Below are 17,272 nucleotides of genomic sequence, written 5' to 3' on the forward strand. Positions count from 1 at the left end.
GGGGGGGAACCGCCCCCCCGTGGGGGGGGCGTTCGCGCCTGCGGGGGTTTCGCCGGGCGGGTGGGCGTGGGTGTCGGGTCCTGCGACGTACAGCTTGCCGTTGGTCCACAGCAGGTCCATGCAGCCGTCCGGGAGGACGGGGTGGGCGGGGCGGGTGGGGCCGGGTACCGGGGGCGGCATGGTGCGGGTCCAGACGACGGCGCCGTCGAGCCGGGATGCGCGTTCGGCGTACATGGTCCCCAGGGTAGGAGCGCTCCCTTCCCCACCCCCCCGGTTCGGGAAGGGGCGGGGTGGGGAAAAGCCCCGCAGGGCAACGCCTACGGGCGTGATTCCCGGGTCTCGCGGGCCTGCCGGAGCGTCTCCTTCGGGTCTTTCTCCCGGCTCGCGTGCAGGCGGGACTTCACATCGTCCGGCGGCAGGAACCGCGACCACCGCTCCGGGAACTCCGACGGCATGTCCGGGTCGGATTCGTCCGCGTACCCGTCCCCGTCCCCTGCCGCCGCACGCGCCGCTTCCGCCCGGGCGATGACCGCCGCCGCCTGGGCCGTCCGTACCCGGTCATTGGCCTCACGGGCCGCGGCCGTGGCGACGGAGGGCCAGACCCGGTCGATCGCGGCGTTGACCGCCGCACCGACCAGGACCGCGAAGGCGCAGATGCAGATCCACAGCAGGACCGCGATCGGTGCCGCGAGGGAGCCGTAGATCGTCGGGCCCTCGACCGTGCTGGTGAGGTAGATCCGGAGCAGGAAGCTCCCGAGCACACACATCGCGAGCGCCATCAGCGCCCCGGGCACGTCCTCCACCCACGGCGAACGCACGGGCACGGACACGTGGTAGAGCGTCGTGAGGAAGACGATCGACAACACGATGACCACGGGCCAGTACAGGACGCTGACGACCTCCGTCCCGAACGGCACCAGGTCCACCACCCGGTCGGGACCGACCACCATCAGCGGCAGCACCACCGCGCCGATGATCAGTGCGATGACGTACAGCAGGAAGGCGAGCAGCCGCGTCTTCACGATGCCGCGGTGGCCGTCGAGCCCGTACATGACGGTGATCGTGTCGATGAAGACGTTGACCGCACGCGAGCCCGACCAGAGGGCGATGGCGAAGCCGATGGAGATGATGTCGGGGCGGGCGCTCTGCGTGACGTCGGCGATCAGCGGTTTGGCGAAGTCGTTGACACCGCGGTCGGACAGGACCGTTTGCGCGGCGGTGAGGATGTTGCGCTCGATGGACGCGACGGTGTCGGTGTCGGTCCAGGCGTCGACGTAACCGAGCAGACCGATCATGCCGAGCAGGAGGGGCGGCAGGGACAGCAGGGTGAAGAACGCCGCCTCGGCGGCGAGACCGAGGATGCGGTACTCGATGCACGAGTTGACGGTGTCCTTCAGGAGCAACCAGACCAACTTGCGCTTGGAGACGTTGCGGTAGAGGACTCTCGCCCGGTGAAGCCGGCCCTCGGGCCGTTCGGGTGTTTCTTTTGCTGCCTGCACCTCCTTACCGTAGCGGCATGGCAGCCACCACACACACAGTGACCAATCAGGCTCCGCCCCTGGTGGAGTACGACGTCTTCACGTCCGACCGGGCCCTGTCAGAGGGTGTGGAGCGGCACATCGCGCCCGAACTCGCCGAGGCGGTACGGGAAGAACTGGCGGGCCTCGGCCGCACCGCCGGGTCCTTCCAGGCTCAGGAATGGGGGGTGCAGGCCAACGAAAACCCACCAAAACTGCGGACGCACGACCGCTACGGCCATCGGATCGACGAGGTGGAGTTCCATCCGGCCTGGCACCGGCTGCTCGACAGAGCCGTCGCGGCGGGGCTCACGGACGCCTGGGGGCGGCCCGGCGGGCATGTGCGGCGAGCGGCGGGCTTCCTGGTGTGGACGCAGGCCGAAGCGGGGCACGGCTGCCCGGTGTCCATGACACACGCGGCGGTGCCGGCGCTGCGCACCGACCCGGCGCTGGCCGCCGAGTGGGAGCCGCGGCTCACCTCTCATGTGTACGAGGAGGGGCTGACGACGCCGTCGCTCAAGGCCGGGGCGCTCTTCGGAATGGGCATGACGGAGAAGCAGGGCGGCAGCGACGTACGCGCCAACACGACGCGGGCGGAGCCGCTGGCCGGGGCGGGCGAGTACCTGCTGACCGGGCACAAGTGGTTCTGCTCGGCGCCGATGTCCGACGGCTTCCTGGTGCTGGCGCAGGCGCCGGGCGGGCTGAGCTGCTTCCTGGTGCCGAGGGTGCTGGGCGACGGGACGCGCAATGTGTTCCGGATCCAGCGCCTCAAGGACAAGCTGGGCAACAGGTCCAACGCGTCGAGCGAGGTCGAGTTCGACGGGACGTGGGCGCGGCTGGTCGGTGAGGAGGGGCGCGGGGTGCGCACCATCATCGAGATGGTGGCCGCGACCCGGCTCGACTGTGTGCTCGGCTCGGCGGCGCTGATGCGCCAGTCCGTGGCCCAGGCCACGCACCACGCGGCGTACCGCAGCGCCTTCGGCGGCAAGCTGATCGACAAGCCGCTGATGCGCAACGTGCTGGCCGACCTGGCGCTGGAGTCCGAGGCGGCGACGACGCTCGCGATGCGGCTGGCGGCGGCGTACGACAGCGACACCGAGCAGGACCGTGCCTTCCTGCGGCTCGCGGTGCCCGCCGCCAAGTACTGGGTGACGAAGCGGTGTACGCCGGTCGCGGCGGAGGCGCTGGAGTGCCTGGGCGGCAATGGGTACGTCGAGGAGTCGGGCATGCCGCGGCTGCTGCGCGAATCGCCGCTCAACTCGATCTGGGAGGGCTCGGGGAACGTACAGGCGCTGGATGTCCTGCGGGCGCTCCAGCGCGAACCGCAGGCGCTGGGCGCCTTCCTCACCGAGATCGGGCAGGCGCGCGGCGCCGACCACCGCCTCGACGGGGCGATCAAGGATCTGCTGACCGAACTCGCCGACCTGGGCGGCATGGAGGGGCGGGCGCGGCGCGTCGTCGAGCGGATGGCGCTCGTGCTGCAGGGCTCGCTGCTGGTGCGGTGGGCGCCGCCGGAGGTCGCGGACGCGTTCTGCGCGTCGCGGCTCGGCGGGGACTGGGGCGCGGCGTTCGGCACGCTGCCGCACAGCCTCGACCTGGCGGCGGTGGTGGAGCGGGCGCGGGTGGAGGTGTGATGCGTGGCGAGGGCTGGGGCGCGGGGGGGCGGGGCGGGGCCCGGGCCTGACACCGGGCCTGATCGGGTCCGGCCGGTCAGGCCAAGAGCCTGAGCACCGGCCGGCCGCCGGGCCCGTTCCGCGGCCCGACCCGGCGGGTCGCCGGGGGAACGACCCGCCGGGAGAAGGGAGCCGCCGGGGTGGTGCTGCGCCGACACGGCACCACCCCGGCTGAACGTCTCCACCTTCGTACAAACGCGACCCGGCGCACGAGAGTTGCAGACCGTTGCAAAGTTGTCCGGACTCGAGGCGCGCGCGCCGACGACGGTGCACGATGAGGAGTGACCACCTCACAGTCAGTGATCCTCACGTGAGTTACGGGGTACGCCCAGTGAACATCCAGCCTCTCGACCCCCTCCGCCTGTCACGTCCGGCCACCGGGCGCAGCGCCGATTCGACCCGGCTGCTGGCCCGGGTACGGGCGGCCGCCCTCGCCGGCGAGACGCCGCACGTCGCGCCGCGTCCCGTTATCGACGCGTCCTGGCAACGTGTGATGCGTATCGGGATCGACCCGGACCGGAGCACCGCCAGCGACCTCCTGCCGGCCGGCGAACTGGAGCACCGGCGCCGCTCCACCGCGCTCGGTGAGCTGCTTCCCTCGCTCAGCCAGGGGCTGATCTCGGTCGTGCAGGCGTCGCAGCAGATCATGGTCGTGACCGACGAGGAGGGCCGCGTGCTGTGGCGCGACGGCGACCGCGGGGTGATGCGCAAGGCCGACGGCATCTGCCTGGAGGCGGGCGCGGCCTGGAGTGAGGACACGACGGGCACGAACGGTATCGGCACCGCGCTGGAACTGCGTAAACCCGTCCAGGTGCACTCCGCCGAGCACTTCGTCCGTACGCTCCACGACTGGACGTGCGCGGCCGCGCCCGTGCACGATCCGCGGGACGGGCGGCTCCTCGGCGTCATAGATGTGAGCGGGGCCGACTCCACGTTCCACCCGGCCACGCTCGCCCTCGTGGAATCCGTGGCCCGGCTCGCCGAGGCCGAACTGCGCGACCGGCACCTCATGTCCGTCGAGCGGCTGCGGTCGGTGGCGTCGCCCATCCTGTGCCGGGTGGGCGGCCGGGCGCTCGCAGTCGACTCGCACGGCTGGCTCGCGGCCGTGACGGGGATGCCGCCGGTCGACCGGCTGCCGTTGCCGAAGTCGTTCCGGGCGGGCCGAAGATGGCTGCCTTCGCTGGGGATGTGCGCGGTGGAGCCGCTGCCGGGCGGATGGCTGGTGCGGGTGGAGGAGGCGGCGGCCGGGCCGGACGTGGCCGAGGGCGCGGTGAACCGGGTCGTACTGGACCTGAGCAGCCGGCGGCGTTCCTCGGTGACCGTTTCGGGAGCGGCCGGGCGCTGGACGCACGAGCTCAGTCCGCGGCACGCGGAGCTGCTGTACGTGCTGAGTGTGCACCGGGAGGGGCGCAGCGCGGCCGAGCTGGCTGCGGATCTGTTCGGCGACCGGACGCGGACGGTGACGGTACGGGCCGAAATATCCCGGCTGCGGCGCCACTTCGCCCAGGTCCTGGCCCACCGTCCGTACCGCTTCGTGGACGAGGTGGAGGTGGAGGTGGTCCCCCCACCCCACCCGGCGGACCTGCTCCCCCACTCCACAGCCCCGGCGATCACAGCGGCGCGACGGGTGATGGACCCGGAGTAGGCGCTGCGCGGCGGCGCGGCGTACGCGGGGCTTGTTCCCCACCGCGCCCCTCCCCGGCCCTCGGACACCCTCCGGGCGTGTCCGGGGGCCGGGAAGGGAAGGAGCGGGTCGGGGACAGCCCCGCAGGGCCGTCCCCCGGTGCCAGGGCCTCACACCCCCGGTATCTCGCGCGCCCGGAACGCGTCCCGTACCGCCGCCGCCACCTCCGCGCCGTACATCTTCCGCGCCGTCGCGACCGTAGTCAGCGCCGCGTCCGTGAAGCTCGTGTCCGGCGCGAAGCCGAACTGCGCGTTCACGATGATCCGGTCCGCCGTGCGCGCACCCAGCTCCGAGCGGATGTCGAAGAGCGCGCGGGACCAGATCTGGCCGTCCGCGTGGACCTGGCCGACCCGGTCGCCGTAGACCTTGTCGCCGTCGATACGGCGCAGGCAGTGCGGGGTGGTCGAGGTGTAGGACACCGCGTCCCAGTCCGCGACGCAGGCCACGTCCGCCTTGAGCGGCCAGCCGTACTTCACCGCCGCGTGCGCGCCCACCGTGACCGCGAGGTAGTCGCCGAAGGCCTCGCCTATCGACCCGGCCTCCACGGACGTACCGAAGCCCGGCACCTGCGCGTGGTGCACAGCGTGGCCGTACTCGTGCATGACCACCTCGGCGTCCTCGGCATCGTCGACACCGCCCTTGCCAATGGGGCCTCCCCTGCTCAAACGAAGCTGAGAGCTTGGGGAAGGATCTCCGCCTTCTTGTCCGTGAAGAAGGAGTTGTCGGAGCCCCACTGGTTGATACGGACCGGCTGCGCCCGGTCGTTCGCGCCCGGCAGTTCGCTGCCGAAGCCGAGGCCCTGGAGGTACTCCTGCGACTCGTTGACCCAGAAGTAGGCCATGACCTGCTCGAACTGGTCGTCGTGACGGTCGTACGTACCGGCTTCCGCGATCTCCGCCGAGGCGCCGGTGTCCGATCTCACGTAGGCCCACCTGCCGGACAGGCCGCCGCTCGCGTCGAGGTTGCGCAGCGTGGCGGTGGCGTAGGCGGAGGAGGGGACGGCTGCGGCGGAGTCCTTCGCGTCCGTCAGCGACTGGTCGTTCGAGGACTGGACCGGGTTGACCATGAAGAGGCGGGCCTGCGGACCGGCGGCCGAGGCCCCGGCGGGGACGGTCAGGGTGGCGAGGGTGGCGAGAGCCGCGGTGAGGGTGGCCGCGGCAAGCAGGCCGCGGTGTGTGCGACGGGACATGAACATCCTTCTGCCAAGGGATGCGGGGGGTGGCGTGGCGCGGCGTGATCATCCCGTACGCGCCCCGCTTTGGCCAGGGCCCGGGCACATGGTTCGCTTGCCGCATGAGCACCGTCACCGTGACCACCTGGTCCCTGGAACAGACCTCCCCCGACGACCTGCGGCCGGCCGCCGAGCCCGCGGGGGACATCCGGATCGTGCGGGCGGAGATCCCCTCCCCGGAGTTCAGCCGCTTCCTCTATACGGCGGTGGGCGGTGACATCGGGTGGACCGACCGGCTCGGGCTCACGTACGCGCAGTGGCAGGCGGCCCTGAACCGGCCCGGTGTCGAGACCTGGGTCGCGTACGAGAACGGCACTCCGGCCGGGTACGTGGAACTGGACCCGCAGGACGAAGGCGTCGTCGAGATCATGTACTTCGGTCTGATCCCGGCCTTCCGGGGGCGTCGGATCGGCGGGCATCTGCTCTCCTACGGAGTCGCGCGCGCCTGGGACCTCGCCGAGCGGTGGCCGGAGCGGCCCGGCACGAAGCGGGTGTGGCTGCACACGTGCAGCAAGGACGGGCCGCACGCCATGGACAACTACCTGCGCCGCGGGTTCCGGCTCTTCGAGACGAAGACGGCCGAGGAGGAGGACGTGGAGAGCCCCGGCCCGTGGCCCGGAGCGCACGCCTGAGCGACCGCCCGGAGAGTGGCCAAAGAGTGACCGGCGACACACTGTCTCGCGATTCGGGACAGAGTTGTCCACATTGTGGTCGGTGGTGGACTGGCCGGAGATACGCGTGACACGCTTCCGTCATGTCTTCAGCTGGAGTTGCCTTGGTGAGTCGGCGGCACGTCGACCTCGGCCGCATGTCCAGCGCCATCTGTTTGGTGGGCTGACAGCACAGCACCGCCGCAGTTACTAGCCGTCCCCGCCGTCGCGGACGAGCCGGCCACCCCGATACGCACGTGATCTCCGCCCACCGGGCGGAGCACTCCGCTCTGGCGTGTCCGACCGACTTTTCGCAGGTCACAGGGGGCGGCTGGCGCGATCCGCCCCTCCTTGAGCCGCCAGAGAAGGACGAACAACCATGGCCGCCACGCCGGACAAGCCCGCTGCCGTCACGCCCCGCCGCAAGGCCGGACGCCACCGTGGCGAGGGTCAGTGGGCCGTAGGTCACTTCACCCCCCTCAATGGCAATGAGCAGTTCAAGAAGGACGACGACGGTCTCAATGTGCGGACACGCATTGAGACGATCTATTCCAAGAGGGGATTCGACTCCATCGACCCCAATGATCTCCGTGGCCGCATGCGCTGGTGGGGTCTGTACACCCAGCGCAAGCCCGGGATCGACGGCGGCAAGACCGCGATCCTGGAGCCGGAGGAGCTGGACGACGAGTACTTCATGCTGCGCGTGCGCATCGACGGCGGGCGGCTGACCACCGAGCAGTTGCGCGTCATCGGTGAGATCTCGCAGGAGTTCGCGCGCGGGACGGCCGACCTCACCGACCGGCAGAACGTCCAGTACCACTGGATCCGGATCGAGGACGTACCGGAGATCTGGCGGCGGCTCGAAGAGGTCGGGCTTTCGACGACCGAGGCGTGTGGTGACACGCCGCGTGTCATCCTCGGCTCTCCCGTCGCCGGTATCGCCGAGAACGAGATCATCGACGGCTCCCCCGCCATCGACGAGATCCAGCGCCGCTTCATCGGCAACCCGGACTTCTCCAACCTGCCCCGCAAGTTCAAGTCCGCCGTTTCCGGGTCTCCGCAGCTCGATGTGGCTCATGAGATCAACGACATCGCCTTTGTCGGCGTCAACCACCCCGAGCACGGCCCCGGCTTCGACCTCTGGGTCGGCGGCGGGCTCTCCACCAACCCCAAGCTCGGTGTCCGCCTCGGCGCCTGGGTGCCGCTCGACGAGGTGCCGGACGTCTACGGCGGCGTCATCGGCATCTTCCGCGACTACGGCTACCGCCGCCTGCGCACCCGCGCCCGCCTGAAGTTCCTCGTCGCCGACTGGGGTCCGGAGAAGTTCCGCCAGATCCTGGAGGACGAGTACCTCAAGTACAAGCTCGTCGACGGCCCCGCGCCGTCCCAGCCCACCGGCACCTGGCGCGACCACCTCGGCGTGCACAAGCAGAAGGACGGCCGCTTCTACGTCGGCTTCGCCCCGCGCGTCGGCCGCGTGGACGGCGCCACGCTGACGAAGATCGCCGACCTGGCCGGCGCGCACGGCTCGGGCCGGCTGCGTACCACCGCCGAGCAGAAGATGATCGTGCTCGACGTGGAGGAGGGCCAGGTCGAGTCTCTCGTCGCCAGGCTTGAGGCGCTGGACCTGCGGGTCACGCCGTCGCCCTTCCGGCGCGGCACGATGGCCTGCACCGGCATCGAGTTCTGCAAGCTGGCGATCGTCGAGACGAAGGCGCGCGGCGCCTCGCTCATCGACGAGCTGGAGCGGCGCATCCCGGAGTTCGACGAGCCCATCACCATCAACATCAACGGTTGCCCGAACGCCTGCGCCCGTATCCAGGTGGCGGACATCGGTCTCAAGGGCCAGCTGGTCCTGGACGACGCCGGCAACCAGGTCGAGGGCTTCCAGGTGCACCTGGGCGGCGCGCTCGGTCTTGAGGCCGGTTTCGGCCGCAAGGTGCGTGGCCTGAAGGTCACCTCGGCCGAGCTGCCCGACTACGTCGAGCGCGTCCTGCTCCGCTTCCAGGAGCAGCGCGAAGCCGGCGAGCGCTTCGCGACCTGGGTGGCGCGGGCGAGCGACGGAGACCTGGTATGAGCGAGCGTGCGGCACCGTTCCACTGCCCGTACTGCGGCGACGAGGACCTGCGGCCCAACGAGACCGGTCACGGCGCGTGGGAATGCGCGGCATGCAACCGCGCCTTCCAGTTGAAGTTCCTCGGGCTGCTCGCCCGTGGGCTTCAGCGCAACGACGGTGGAGGGGACGAGATATGACCATGGTTCAGGAAGATCTCAAGTCACTGGCGGAACAAGCCGGGCGGGACCTCGAAGAGGCCTCCGCCCTCGACATCCTCAAGTGGGCCGCCGACACCTTCGGTGACCGCTTCTGCGTGACCTCCTCCATGGAGGACGCCGTCGTCGCCCACCTCGCCTCCCGTGCCAAGCCCGGCGTGGACGTCGTCTTCCTCGACACCGGCTACCACTTCCCGGAGACCATCGGGACGCGGGACGCCGTCGAGGCCGTCATGGACGTCAACGTCATCACTCTCCTGCCCTGGCAGTCCGTCGAGGAGCAGGACGCCGAGTACGGCCCGAAGCTGCACGACCGCGACCCCGACCTGTGCTGCGCCCTGCGCAAGGTCAAGCCGCTGGAAGACGGGCTGAAGGGTTACAGCGCCTGGGCGACCGGTCTGCGCCGCGACGAGTCCCCGACCCGGGCGAACACCCCGGTCGTCGGCTGGGACGAGAAGCGGCAGAAGGTCAAGATCTCGCCGATCGCCCGCTGGACGCAGGACGACGTGGAGGCGTACGTCGCCGAGCACGGCGTCCTCACCAACCCGCTGCTGATGGACGGTTACGCGTCCGTGGGCTGCGCCCCCTGCACCCGCAGGGTCGAGGAGGGCGAGGACGCCCGCGCCGGCCGCTGGGCGGGACGCAACAAGACGGAATGCGGGCTGCACGGCTGATGACAAACGATCAGGAGCAGGAGAAAGACGTGACTGGGGCCACCATCTGGCTCACGGGTCTGCCGAGCGCCGGCAAGACCACCATCGCCTACGAGCTGGCCGGACGGCTGAAGGCCGAAGGCCGCCGTGTCCAGGTGCTGGACGGCGACGAGATCCGCGAGTTCCTCTCGGCGGGCCTCGGCTTCAGCCGCGAGGACCGGCACACCAACGTCCAGCGGATCGGTTACGTCGCCGAACTGCTCGCCCGTAACGGCGTGCTGGCCCTGGCCCCCGTCATCGCGCCGTACGCCGACAGCCGCGAGGCCGTCCGGGGGCGCCACCAGAGCGAGGGCACCGCGTACCTGGAGGTGCACGTCGCCACGCCGGTGGACGTGTGCTCCGTACGCGATGTGAAGGGTCTGTACGCCAAGCAGGCGGCCGGCGAGATTTCCGGGCTCACCGGGGTCGATGACCCCTACGAGGCACCGGAGTCGCCCGACCTGCGGATCGAGTCGCACCAGCAGACCGTGCAGGAGTCCGCAGCCGCGTTGCACGCACTGCTCACCGAAAGGGGCCTGGCCTGATGACGACGACCGCCGCAACCGTCAGCGAGGGTACGGACAGCCCGTACGCGCTCAGCCACCTGGACGCCCTGGAGTCCGAGGCCGTCCACATCTTCCGCGAGGTGGCGGGTGAGTTCGAGCGGCCGGTGATCCTCTTCTCCGGTGGCAAGGACTCGATCGTCATGCTGCACCTGGCGCTCAAGGCGTTCGCGCCGGCGCCGGTCCCCTTCACGCTGCTGCACGTCGACACCGGGCACAACTTCCCGGAGGTGCTGGAGTACCGCGACCGCACGGTCGCCGAGCACGGGCTGCGGCTGCACGTCGCGTCCGTACAGGAGTACATCGACGCCGGAAAGCTGCGCGAGCGGCCCGACGGCACCCGCAACCCGCTCCAGACCGTGCCGCTGACCGAGGCCATCCAGCAGCACCGCTTCGACGCGGTGTTCGGCGGCGGGCGGCGCGACGAGGAGAAGGCGCGCGCCAAGGAGCGGGTGTTCTCGCTGCGTGACGAGTTCTCCGCGTGGGACCCGCGCCGCCAGCGCCCCGAGCTGTGGCAGCTCTACAACGGCCGCCACGCGCCGGGCGAGCACGTGCGCGTGTTCCCGCTGTCCAACTGGACCGAGCTGGACGTGTGGCAGTACATCGCCCGCGAGAAGATCGAACTGCCGGCCATCTACTACGCCCACGAGCGCGAGGTCTTCGCCCGTAACGGCATGTGGCTGACGGCGGGCGAGTGGGGCGGCCCGAAGGAGTCGGAGAAGGTCGAGACGCGGCTGATCCGCTACCGCACGGTCGGCGACATGTCCTGCACCGGCGCCGTCGACTCCGACGCCACCACGCTCGACGCCGTGATCGCCGAGATCGCCGCCTCCCGGCTCACCGAGCGGGGCGCGACCCGCGCCGACGACAAGATGTCCGAGGCCGCGATGGAAGACCGCAAGCGCGAGGGGTACTTCTAAACATGACGACCACCACTGGGCTGACCGAGCAGTTGTCGGCCACCACCCTGCTGCGGTTCGCGACGGCCGGTTCCGTCGACGACGGCAAGTCCACCCTCGTCGGGCGGCTTCTGCACGACTCCAAGTCGATCCTCACCGACCAGCTGGAGGCCGTCGAGGCGGCGTCCCTCAAGCGTGGTCAGGAGGCGCCGGACCTGGCGCTGCTGACCGACGGTCTGCGCGCCGAGCGCGAGCAGGGCATCACGATCGATGTCGCGTACCGGTACTTCGCCACCACGCGCCGCCGGTTCATCCTGGCGGACACCCCAGGGCACGTGCAGTACACCCGGAACATGGTGACGGGCGCGTCCACCGCCGAGCTGGCCGTCGTCCTCGTCGACGCCCGCAACGGTGTCGTCGAGCAGACCCGCCGGCACGCGGCCGTCGCGGCCCTGCTGCGTGTCCCGCACGTGGTGCTCGCGGTCAACAAGATGGACCTCGTCGAGTACGCCGAGCCCGTCTTCGCCGCCATCGCCGAGGAGTTCACGGCGTACGCAGCCTCGCTCGGCGTCCCCGAGATCACCGCGATCCCGATCTCCGCGCTGGCCGGCGACAACGTGGTGGAGCCCTCGGCGAACATGGGCTGGTACGGCGGCCCCACGGTGCTGGAGCACCTGGAGACCGTCCCGGTCAGCCACGACCTGGCGAGCTGCAAGGCCCGCTTCCCGGTCCAGTACGTGATCCGCCCGCAGACCGCCGAGTACCCCGACTACCGGGGTTACGCCGGCCAGATCGCGTCCGGCGCGCTGCGCGTGGGCGAGGCCGTGACGGTCCTTCCGTCCGGTCGTACGTCGACGATCACCGGCATCGACGCGCTGGGCGAGGCGGTCGACATCGCGTGGGCGCCGCAGTCGGTGACGGTCACGCTCGCCGACGACCTGGACATCTCGCGCGGTGACCTGATCGCGCCGAGCGGTTCCGCGCCGCGCACCACCCAGGACGTCGAGGCGACCGTCTGCCACGTGGCGGACCAGCCGCTCACCGTGGGCCAGCGGGTGCTGCTCAAGCACACCACCCGTACGGTCAAGGCGATCGTCAAGGAGATCCCGTCGCGGCTGACGCTGGACGACCTGTCTCAGCATCCGGACCCGGGTCAGCTGGTGGCCAATGACATCGGCCGGGTGAAGGTCCGTACCGCCGAGCCGCTCGCGCTCGACGCGTACCGCGACTCGCGCCGCACCGGATCGTTCCTGCTGATCGACCCGGCGGACGGTACGACGCTGGCGGCGGGCATGGCGGGCGACTCGTTCGCCGCCGAGGCCGTGAAGGCCGTGGCGGACGACGAGGGCTGGGACTTCTGACCATGACCGTCGACATGTACGGGCTGTTCGCGAAGGAGGGCGGCCGCGTCGGCAGCGGTACCGTCGGCGCGGGCACGGGCGGGGTGGCGCGATGTGCCCGCTGACGTACGCGCACCGCTTGCGCGCCCTGCCGCCGTACCGACGAAGACCTGCCGATTTCCCGGACACACCGCGCTCCACGCGAAAGGTGTGACGCCGGGCCACCGAGAGGAACACTCCCGTGCATGCCCCCCGTGCCACCCTTCGCCGCAGCCTCGCCGCTGCCGCCGCGCTGCCGCTGCTGACCGGCGTGCTCGGCGCCTGCGGTTACGGCTCGCAGGCCGAGAAGGGCGACCAGACCGTCCACGTCGCCAAGGGCCAGAAGACCGGCGGCGTCGACGAGGTGCGGATCGGGTACTTCGCGAACGTCACGCACGCCACCGCACTGGTCGGCCTCCAGAAGGGCCTGTTCCAGAAGGAACTGGGCGGCACCAAGGTCAAGGCGCAGCCCTTCAACGCCGGCCCCTCGGAGATCGAGGCCCTCAACGCCGGTGCCATCGACATCGGCTGGATCGGCCCCTCCCCCGCCATCAACGGCTTCACCAAGTCCGAGGGCCAGAACCTCAGGATCATCTCCGGCTCGGCCTCCGGCGGCGTCTCGCTCGTCGTCGACCCGAAGAAGATCAAGTCCCTGGACGACCTCAAGGGCAAGCGCATCGCGACCCCGCAGCTCGGCAACACCCAGGACGTGGCGCTGCTGAACTACCTGTCGGGCAAGGGCCTGAAGGTCGACGCCAACACCGGCAAGGGCGACGTCAGCGTCGTCCGCCAGGACAACAAGGAGATCCCGGCGTCCTTCGAGTCCGGCGCGCTGGACGGTGCCTGGGTGCCGGAGCCGACCGCGTCCAAACTGGTCGCAGGCGGCGGCAAGGTGCTGCTCGACGAGAAGAAGCTGTGGAAGGACGGCAAGTTCGTCATCACGAACGTGATCGTCTCCCAGACGTTCCTCAAGGAGCACCCGGAGGTCGTCGAGGCGGTGCTGCGCGGCTCCGTGAAGAGCAACGCCTGGATCAAGGCCAACCCCGACGAGGCGAAGGCCGCCGTCAACGCGAAGCTGAAGGCGGACTCCGGCAAGGAACTGCCCGCCGAGGTGCTCGACCCGGCCTTCAAGAACGTCGAGACGACCGACGACCCGCTCGCTTCGACGCTGCGGGACGAGGCCGGTCACGCTGTCGCGGCCGGTCTCCTCAAAGACCCGCTGCTCGACGGCATCTACGACCTGACGCTCCTCAACAAGGTGCTGAAGGCCGAGAAGCGGCCCGCCGTCGACGACGCCGGACTCGGCGCCAAGTAACCGTCCCTTCCCGCAACCGGAACGCCCTCAGGAGGTGAGGCTCATGGCCACCGCACTCGTCAAGCAGGCCGCCGCGCCCGTAGACACGGCGCAGTACGCCGCACGGATCGACCACGTGTCGAAGTCGTTCGGCCGGCCCGGCGCGCAGCAGCTCGTACTGGACGACATCAGCATCGATGTCGCGCCGGGTGAGTTCGTGACCCTGCTGGGGGCTTCCGGCTGCGGCAAGTCGACGCTGCTCAACCTGGTCGCGGGGCTCGACCGGCCGTCCGCGGGCACGATCGACGTGCCCGGCGGGCGGCCCGCCCTGATGTTCCAGGAGCACGCGCTCTTCCCGTGGCTCACCGCGGGCAAGAACATCGAACTCGCCCTGAAGATGCGGGGCATGGCCAAGGCGGAGCGTCGCGGCGAGGCCGAGCGGCTGCTTCAGCTGGTGCGGCTCGGCGGGGCGTACGGGAAGCGGGTGCACGAGCTGTCGGGCGGTATGCGGCAGCGCGTCGCGCTGGCGCGTGCCCTGGCCCAGGACAGCAAGCTCCTGCTGATGGACGAGCCGTTCGCGGCGCTGGACGCCATCACCCGCGACGTACTGCACGAGGAACTGACGCGGATCTGGTCCGAGACCAGCGTGTCGGTCCTCTTCGTCACCCACAACGTCCGCGAGGCCGTCCGCCTCGCCGAGCGCGTGGTGCTGCTGTCGTCCCGTCCGGGACGCATCGCGCGCGAATGGAAGGTCGGCATCCCGCAGCCGCGCCGGATCGAGGATTCCGCGGTCGCCGAACTGTCCGTAGAGATCACTGAACAGCTGCGGGGGGAGATCCGCCGACATGGCCAGCACTGATACCAGCACTGATACGAGGGACCCGCGTCCGAAGAACGACCTCGCCGGTCTTGAGGCCGGCCTGGACGCACTGGAGACCACTCACTCCACCGAGCGGGTCGGCCTCGGCCGGATCCTGCTGTCCAAGGTGGTGCCGCCGCTGGTGGCCATCACCCTGGTCATCACCCTGTGGCACCTCGCCGCGGCCTCGGACCTCAAGCCGGACTACGTCCTGCCCGGCCCGGTCGACGTCTGGCACTCCATCGAGCAGATGTGGCTCGAAGGGACCCTGCTCGGCTACATCTGGACCAGCATCTCGCGCGGCGCCCTCGGCTTCGCCGTCTCGGTCGCCATCGGTACGCCGCTCGGTCTGCTCGTGGCCCGGGTGAAAGTGGTGCGGGCGGCGATCGGGCCGATCCTGTCCGGACTCCAGTCGCTGCCTTCGGTGGCCTGGGTGCCCGCCGCGATCATCTGGTTCGGGCTGACCGACGCGACGATCTACGCGGTGGTGCTGCTGGGCGCCGTACCGTCGATCGCCAACGGTCTCGTCGCCGGTGTCGACCAGATCCCGCCGCTGTACCTGCGAGCCGGCCGCACCATCGGGGCCACCGGCGTCAACGGCATCCGGCACGTGCTGCTGCCCGCCGCGCTGCCCGGCTACCTGGCGGGGCTGAAGCAGGGGTGGGCCTTCTCGTGGCGCTCGCTGATGGCCGCCGAGCTGATCGCCAACTCGCCGGACCTCGGCACGGGTCTGGGGCAGTTGATGGAGAACTTCCGCACCTACAGCGACATGTCGGGTGTGCTGGCCACCATCATCCTGATTCTGATCGTCGGCATCGGTATCGACCTGCTGTTCTTCTCCCCGCTGGAGCGCCGCGTGCTGCGCAGCCGTGGCCTGCTGACCAAGGGCTGATCACCATGTTCCGTCGCCCGGTTCTCCTCGTCATAGCCCACGGCAGCCGCGACCCGCGGCACGCCGCGACCGTGCACTCCCTCGTGGCGCGGGTACGGTCGCTGCGGCCCGGGCTGCGCGTGGAGACCGCGTTCCTGGACTTCAACGCCCCGGCTGTTCCGCAGGTGCTGGAAGGCCTCGCGGCGGAGGGCGTGCGGGACGTGGTGGCCCTGCCGCTCCTCCTGACCCGCGCCTTTCACGCGAAGGCCGACATCCCCGCCGTACTCCACGAGGCGTCGGCGCGGCTGCCGCGGTTGCGGATTCACCAGGCGGAGGTGCTCGGCCCGTCGCCGCTCCTGCTCACCGCGCTGGAGCGGCGGCTGTACGAAGCCGGGCTCACCCCCGGCGACAAAGGCTCGACCGGGGTCGTCCTGGCCTCGGCGGGCTCCACCGACCCGGAGGCGATCGCAGTGATCGCTGAAATCGCGCGGGAGCTGCGGTCCACCGGTTGGTGCGCCGTGCGGCCTGCGTTCGCCTCCGCATCTCTTCCTCGTACGCAGGACGCGGTCCGGCTGCTGCGGGCTGCGCCAGAGGTACGGCGTGTGGCCGTCGCCCCGTACGTCATAGCCCCCGGCTTCCTGCCGGACCGGATCGCGCGCGGGGCGCGTGAATCCGGCGCGGAGGTGGTGGGTGACGTCCTGGGCGCGTCCCCGGAGGTGGCCCGGCTGCTGCTGACGCGCTACGACGAGGCACGGGTGCCGGTGCGGCTGGCGGCGGTCAGCGCGTAGGCGTGTGCTTTCGGACCCCGCGGGTCTTGCCCGGGCCGGGGAAAGTGGCCTGGCCCGCGTCCACCCGTGCCGTCTGGTCTGGCCCGCGTCCGCCAGCGCCGTCAGTTCCGCCACCCCCAGCGACCCGCGTACTGACGACGGAAAAGGTCAGCAAGTGCTTCGACCACCCGGTGCGGATCGCCCGTACGGACGGCCGGTGGACGGCACGGGCGGAGCGGGTCACGGGGCCTTCGGTGTGACGTCGCGGTCGTCGTCGTGGCTTCCCCTTAGCTGCGTACTACGGCGTGCTCCGGTGGGTCATCTCCACGAGCTTCACGACCGTGTTCCAGTTGCGGGTGGTGCCGGTGATCCCCTTGAGGAGGGCAGGTCTCGCGAGCACCTCGGCGAGCTTGGAGCGGCCGAGGCCGTCCGGTGTGTAGAGGTAGAGGGCGCGGTCACCGAGGCGGAACTCCTCGGGGAGGTACGCCGCCGGGTCGACGGAAGCGAACCGGTCTGGGGTGAGCGGCTGCGAGAAGTACGTGACATGGAGCTGCTTGCCCGCCAGCTCGGCGGCAGGGAAGGGGCAGGCGTCCGCGACGGCTTTCAGGTAGGCGCCGCTGCGGACCAGGCAGTCGACGGCGAAACCGAAGCGGGTTTCGATGGCCTGCTCAAGGGCCGCGGCGAGCGCGTCCTCGTCGGAGGCGTCGGGGCCGGCGTCGGTGGTGAAGACGGCGTTGCCGCTCTGGAGGTACGTACGGACATCCCGGTGGCCCAGTTCGGCCAGCAGCACCCTGAGTTCCGCCATGGGCACTCGTCTGTGCCCGCTCACATTGATTCCGCGCAGCAGGGCGGCGTACGTCGTGGTCATGCGCCAAACGATAGGCGGCCGCCGCACCCCGTGGGGGAGGGGCACGGCGACCGC

General features: G+C 70.6%; 18 protein-coding genes and 1 pseudogene. 14 read left to right on the forward strand and 5 right to left on the reverse strand.

Annotated features, from left to right (window positions below):
- A pseudogene (locus J7E91_RS16000) lies at positions 1–234 on the reverse strand (AraC family transcriptional regulator); the annotation flags it as partial.
- 83 nt (positions 235–317) lie between these two features.
- Positions 318–1,499: a YihY/virulence factor BrkB family protein gene (locus J7E91_RS16005; protein WP_214904335.1), complete on the reverse strand. Its 1,182-nt coding sequence runs from the start codon at positions 1,497–1,499 to the stop codon at positions 318–320.
- Between the two features lie 17 nt (positions 1,500–1,516).
- Between J7E91_RS16005 and J7E91_RS16010 the strand changes: the two genes are divergently transcribed.
- Positions 1,517–3,151 (forward strand): acyl-CoA dehydrogenase family protein, encoded by a 1,635-nt coding sequence (locus J7E91_RS16010; protein ID WP_214904338.1) that lies wholly within the window; start codon positions 1,517–1,519, stop codon positions 3,149–3,151.
- Between the two features lie 313 nt (positions 3,152–3,464).
- Positions 3,465–4,835: a GAF domain-containing protein gene (locus tag J7E91_RS16015; RefSeq protein ID WP_214904341.1), complete on the forward strand. Its 1,371-nt coding sequence runs from the start codon at positions 3,465–3,467 to the stop codon at positions 4,833–4,835.
- 149 nt (positions 4,836–4,984) lie between these two features.
- On the opposite strand, the gene J7E91_RS36000 is transcribed toward J7E91_RS16015, so the two are convergent.
- Entirely contained in the window at positions 4,985–5,539 is a 555-nt protein-coding gene (locus tag J7E91_RS36000; protein ID WP_251015745.1) for a M4 family metallopeptidase, read from the reverse strand.
- Complete coding sequence (locus tag J7E91_RS36005; protein WP_251015746.1) at positions 5,536–6,063, reverse strand: hypothetical protein; 528 nt, start codon at positions 6,061–6,063, stop codon at positions 5,536–5,538. Before J7E91_RS36005 ends, J7E91_RS36000 begins: the two co-directional genes overlap by 4 nt.
- Before the next feature lie 104 nt (positions 6,064–6,167).
- Between J7E91_RS36005 and J7E91_RS16025 the strand changes: the two genes are divergently transcribed.
- The 12 genes from J7E91_RS16025 to J7E91_RS16075 all read left to right on the forward strand — a co-directional run bounded on the left by J7E91_RS16025 (position 6,168) and on the right by J7E91_RS16075 (position 16,371).
- Positions 6,168–6,737 carry a GNAT family N-acetyltransferase gene (locus tag J7E91_RS16025; protein ID WP_214904344.1) on the forward strand — a complete coding sequence of 190 codons (570 nt, stop codon included), beginning with the start codon at positions 6,168–6,170 and terminating at the stop codon, positions 6,735–6,737.
- A gap of 122 nt (positions 6,738–6,859) precedes the next feature.
- Entirely contained in the window at positions 6,860–6,943 is an 84-nt protein-coding gene (locus tag J7E91_RS37325) for a putative leader peptide (protein ID WP_355714235.1), read from the forward strand.
- A 191-nt stretch (positions 6,944–7,134) separates the two neighbouring features.
- A complete protein-coding gene (locus tag J7E91_RS16030) occupies positions 7,135–8,832 on the forward strand; it encodes a nitrite/sulfite reductase (protein ID WP_214904346.1) in 1,698 nt (565 codons plus the stop codon).
- Positions 8,829–9,008 carry a hypothetical protein gene (locus tag J7E91_RS16035; RefSeq protein WP_214904349.1) on the forward strand — a complete coding sequence of 60 codons (180 nt, stop codon included), beginning with the start codon at positions 8,829–8,831 and terminating at the stop codon, positions 9,006–9,008. Before J7E91_RS16030 ends, J7E91_RS16035 begins: the two co-directional genes overlap by 4 nt.
- Entirely contained in the window at positions 9,005–9,700 is a 696-nt protein-coding gene (locus J7E91_RS16040; protein WP_214904352.1) for a phosphoadenylyl-sulfate reductase, read from the forward strand. The genes J7E91_RS16035 and J7E91_RS16040 overlap by 4 nt, the downstream gene beginning before the upstream one ends.
- A complete protein-coding gene (gene cysC / locus J7E91_RS16045) occupies positions 9,700–10,263 on the forward strand; it encodes an adenylyl-sulfate kinase (protein WP_374224722.1) in 564 nt (187 codons plus the stop codon). Before J7E91_RS16040 ends, cysC begins: the two co-directional genes overlap by 1 nt.
- Positions 10,263–11,201 carry a sulfate adenylyltransferase subunit CysD gene (gene cysD, locus J7E91_RS16050; RefSeq protein WP_214904356.1) on the forward strand — a complete coding sequence of 313 codons (939 nt, stop codon included), beginning with the start codon at positions 10,263–10,265 and terminating at the stop codon, positions 11,199–11,201. Before cysC ends, cysD begins: the two co-directional genes overlap by 1 nt.
- Positions 11,202–11,203: 2 nt before the next feature.
- Positions 11,204–12,541, forward strand: coding sequence for a sulfate adenylyltransferase subunit 1 (locus tag J7E91_RS16055; protein ID WP_214904358.1), 1,338 nt, complete (start codon positions 11,204–11,206; stop codon positions 12,539–12,541).
- Positions 12,542–12,761: 220 nt separating this feature from the next.
- Positions 12,762–13,874 carry an aliphatic sulfonate ABC transporter substrate-binding protein gene (locus J7E91_RS16060; protein WP_214904360.1) on the forward strand — a complete coding sequence of 371 codons (1,113 nt, stop codon included), beginning with the start codon at positions 12,762–12,764 and terminating at the stop codon, positions 13,872–13,874.
- Positions 13,875–13,908: 34 nt separating this feature from the next.
- Positions 13,909–14,712, forward strand: a complete 804-nt coding sequence (locus tag J7E91_RS16065; protein ID WP_374224723.1) for an ABC transporter ATP-binding protein — start codon at positions 13,909–13,911, stop codon at positions 14,710–14,712.
- The gene (locus J7E91_RS16070) at positions 14,699–15,604 is read left to right on the forward strand and encodes an ABC transporter permease (RefSeq protein ID WP_214904364.1); all 906 of its coding nucleotides are present in this window, start codon (positions 14,699–14,701) and stop codon (positions 15,602–15,604) included. The genes J7E91_RS16065 and J7E91_RS16070 overlap by 14 nt, the downstream gene beginning before the upstream one ends.
- A 5-nt stretch (positions 15,605–15,609) precedes the next feature.
- Positions 15,610–16,371, forward strand: a complete 762-nt coding sequence (locus J7E91_RS16075; protein WP_214904367.1) for a sirohydrochlorin chelatase — start codon at positions 15,610–15,612, stop codon at positions 16,369–16,371.
- A gap of 277 nt (positions 16,372–16,648) precedes the next feature.
- Here the strand turns inward: J7E91_RS16075 and J7E91_RS16080 are convergent, their stop codons facing one another.
- Positions 16,649–17,218, reverse strand: a complete 570-nt coding sequence (locus J7E91_RS16080; protein WP_214904370.1) for a DUF1697 domain-containing protein — start codon at positions 17,216–17,218, stop codon at positions 16,649–16,651.
- Positions 17,219–17,272: the final 54 nt, after the last annotated feature.

Source organism: Streptomyces sp. ISL-99, assembly GCF_018614005.1.
In the GTDB taxonomy this organism is placed as follows: Bacteria; Actinomycetota; Actinomycetes; order Streptomycetales; family Streptomycetaceae; genus Streptomyces; species Streptomyces flavidovirens.

Bases quoted from the DNA above. Each gene is read 5' to 3' on its own strand.
- J7E91_RS37325 (WP_355714235.1), top strand. From the start codon at position 6,860: ATGTCTTCAGCTGGAGTTGCCTTGGTGAGTCGGCGGCACGTCGACCTC.
- J7E91_RS16040 (WP_214904352.1), top strand. From the start codon at position 9,005: ATGACCATGGTTCAGGAAGATCTCAAGTCACTGGCGGAACAAGCCGGG.
- J7E91_RS16035 (WP_214904349.1), top strand. From the start codon at position 8,829: ATGAGCGAGCGTGCGGCACCGTTCCACTGCCCGTACTGCGGCGACGAG.
- J7E91_RS16015 (WP_214904341.1), top strand. From the start codon at position 3,465: ATGAGGAGTGACCACCTCACAGTCAGTGATCCTCACGTGAGTTACGGG.
- cysD (WP_214904356.1), top strand. From the start codon at position 10,263: ATGACGACGACCGCCGCAACCGTCAGCGAGGGTACGGACAGCCCGTAC.
- J7E91_RS16075 (WP_214904367.1), top strand. From the start codon at position 15,610: ATGTTCCGTCGCCCGGTTCTCCTCGTCATAGCCCACGGCAGCCGCGAC.
- J7E91_RS16010 (WP_214904338.1), top strand. From the start codon at position 1,517: ATGGCAGCCACCACACACACAGTGACCAATCAGGCTCCGCCCCTGGTG.
- J7E91_RS16025 (WP_214904344.1), top strand. From the start codon at position 6,168: ATGAGCACCGTCACCGTGACCACCTGGTCCCTGGAACAGACCTCCCCC.
- J7E91_RS36005 (WP_251015746.1), bottom strand. From the start codon at position 6,063: ATGTCCCGTCGCACACACCGCGGCCTGCTTGCCGCGGCCACCCTCACC.
- J7E91_RS16055 (WP_214904358.1), top strand. From the start codon at position 11,204: ATGACGACCACCACTGGGCTGACCGAGCAGTTGTCGGCCACCACCCTG.
- cysC (WP_374224722.1), top strand. From the start codon at position 9,700: ATGACAAACGATCAGGAGCAGGAGAAAGACGTGACTGGGGCCACCATC.
- J7E91_RS16080 (WP_214904370.1), bottom strand. From the start codon at position 17,218: ATGACCACGACGTACGCCGCCCTGCTGCGCGGAATCAATGTGAGCGGG.
- J7E91_RS16030 (WP_214904346.1), top strand. From the start codon at position 7,135: ATGGCCGCCACGCCGGACAAGCCCGCTGCCGTCACGCCCCGCCGCAAG.
- J7E91_RS16070 (WP_214904364.1), top strand. From the start codon at position 14,699: ATGGCCAGCACTGATACCAGCACTGATACGAGGGACCCGCGTCCGAAG.